The organism is Salmonella sp. SAL04162 (genome assembly GCF_046551535.1).
Classification (GTDB): domain Bacteria; phylum Pseudomonadota; class Gammaproteobacteria; order Enterobacterales; family Enterobacteriaceae; genus Salmonella; species Salmonella enterica.
Genome location: NZ_JBGDVX010000039.1, coordinates 1 through 2,053, shown reverse-complemented (window position 1 = coordinate 2,053; position 2,053 = coordinate 1). Strand labels below are relative to the sequence as shown.

1 protein-coding gene is annotated in these 2,053 nt (G+C 53.8%); it reads left to right on the top strand.

Annotated features, from left to right (window positions below; genetic code table 11):
- The first annotated feature begins 401 nt into the window (after nucleotides 1–401).
- Nucleotides 402–1,841 carry a group II intron reverse transcriptase/maturase gene (ltrA, locus tag ACLJRH_RS26170; RefSeq protein WP_410958295.1) on the top strand — a complete coding sequence of 480 codons (1,440 nt, stop codon included), beginning with the start codon at nucleotides 402–404 and terminating at the stop codon, nucleotides 1,839–1,841.
- Nucleotides 1,842–2,053 lie beyond the last annotated feature (212 nt).

Genomic DNA, 2,053 nt, shown 5'->3' with positions numbered 1-2,053 from the left:
TTGTGTGTGCCTTGCAAGGCACGATCTTTCCGTCGGTGAAAGTCCGACCCGGCTAACTCTCGCTCCGGCCGGAAGTACAGGGAGCGGACCAGGAGGTAACAAATGGGCTGAAGCTCTCCCTGAAACGGCTTCTTAAGGAAGTCAACGGGTTATGCGGGCCGTAACGTGAGTGAACACTGAGCAGGCCTCGAAATGCCGTCGTGGGTGCCGACACGCCATAATAACGGGGAAGGCCGACGATGACCGGGAAGAGAGTGAGGAAAGCACTGGTCATACCCACCGGGGTAGTGGTGACAGCACGCATAACGATTGATCGATCGTGCAACAAGGGAAGTCCATAACGATGTTCGCCCGGCAGGCGGGCAACGACGCCTCGTGAGGGGCTGAGTCGGTCGTTATGGATGGCGGATGGGGGCGTAGTAGTTATGATACTGAGTAATGTCAGAGGAGCGAAGGCCCCCTGTTGCAGTACCAGTGTAACAAGCAGGAAGAGCCCGGGGATTGGCATCAGCCTAACAACCCCGCTCGAATCGGTTCAGAACCTGCAGAAGACACTACAGGAGAAAGCAAAGGGTAACGCAACGGCAAAATTCCACAGTCTGTGGGATAAGGTCTGCCGCCCGGACGTTCTCGTGGAGGCCTACAGGCGATGCCGTCTGAACCGGGGAACCCCCGGCGCAGATGGTGAGTCTTTCGCTTCCATAGAACAACGGGGGTTAGGTCAGTGGTTGCGAAGATTAAAGCAGGAGCTTAGCACTAAGCAGTACCGGTGCTCGCCCCTGTTGCGTGTATGGATCCCCAAGGCCAATGGCGGCGGGCAACGTCCGCTAAGTATCCCGACAATAAAGGACAGGGTGGTTCAGACGGCAGTGTTGATCGTTATCAACCCTGTTTTAGACACAGATCTGTCTCCACGGCAGTACGGATTCAGAAGTCACATTGACGCCAAAATGGCCATACGCAGAGTTTACTTCGGTATCTCGAAGCGCTTTGCCAGAGAAGTCGTTGATGCAGATTTATCTGACTACTTCAGCACGATCCCGCACGGGCAATTGATGAAATGCCTCGCCCGAAGGATAACTGATGGCAGCGTACTCGGGATAATTCGCCAATGGCTCAGAGCACCGGTAGTGGAACGGACCAGACAAGGGGTCGAAATCCGTACCACTGTTGCCCGTAACACACATCGTGGAACGGCCCAGGGCTCGCCAATAAGTCCGTTGCTGGGAAACCTCTATTTCAGGCGATTTATGTTGGCCTGGAATAGCGGGACTCCTTTCTGGGAGAATAACAGCGAGATCGTCAATTATGCTGACGATTTGGTGATATTGTGTAAAAGAGGAACCGGAAAACAGGCCATGGAAAGGATGAATAGTCTGATGGGAAGGCTGGGGCTTACTGTCAATGAACAGAAAACCCGGCTGGTTATATTACCGGAAGGAAACTTTGATTTTCTCGGTTATACCATTGGTCGATTCTATGCCAGAGGTGGTCGTCCCTTCTGGGGAACCACAATATCCCGGAAAGCGCTCAAACGACTTAAGCAGGAAATACACGCCCAGACTACACGACGCTGGAATAGTACTCCCATAGCTCAAAGAGTGGAAAGGTTAAATCCGCTTCTCAGAGGATGGGCCAGTTACTTCAATCAGGGACCAGTGTCACAGATTTACCGTGACATTGATAACTACACGGCGAGACGGGTCAGGATCTGGTTACAGAGAAGGAAAGGTCAGCGGGGAACGGGATATCGCCAGTATTCCGACCAGTACCTGTATAAGCAGTTAGGACTGATACGCCTGCTGGACATTTCCCGTAGCCGCCCGAACGCGAAGGTCTGATGTGCTGCAAGAGAGCCGGATGCGGGAAATCCGCAAGTCCGGTTCGATGAGAGGGATGTGGAAACGGGGTCACGCTCAGGACAGTAAGGCACCACCAATCGAAAGAGGCGGAGTAACAGATATGCCTGAACTAAAACCACCGCGCCACATCTCTACTCTACCCAGGGGAACAGCGCCATCCTCCAGGAACAGACTCAGTTCCGCGCGCCGCG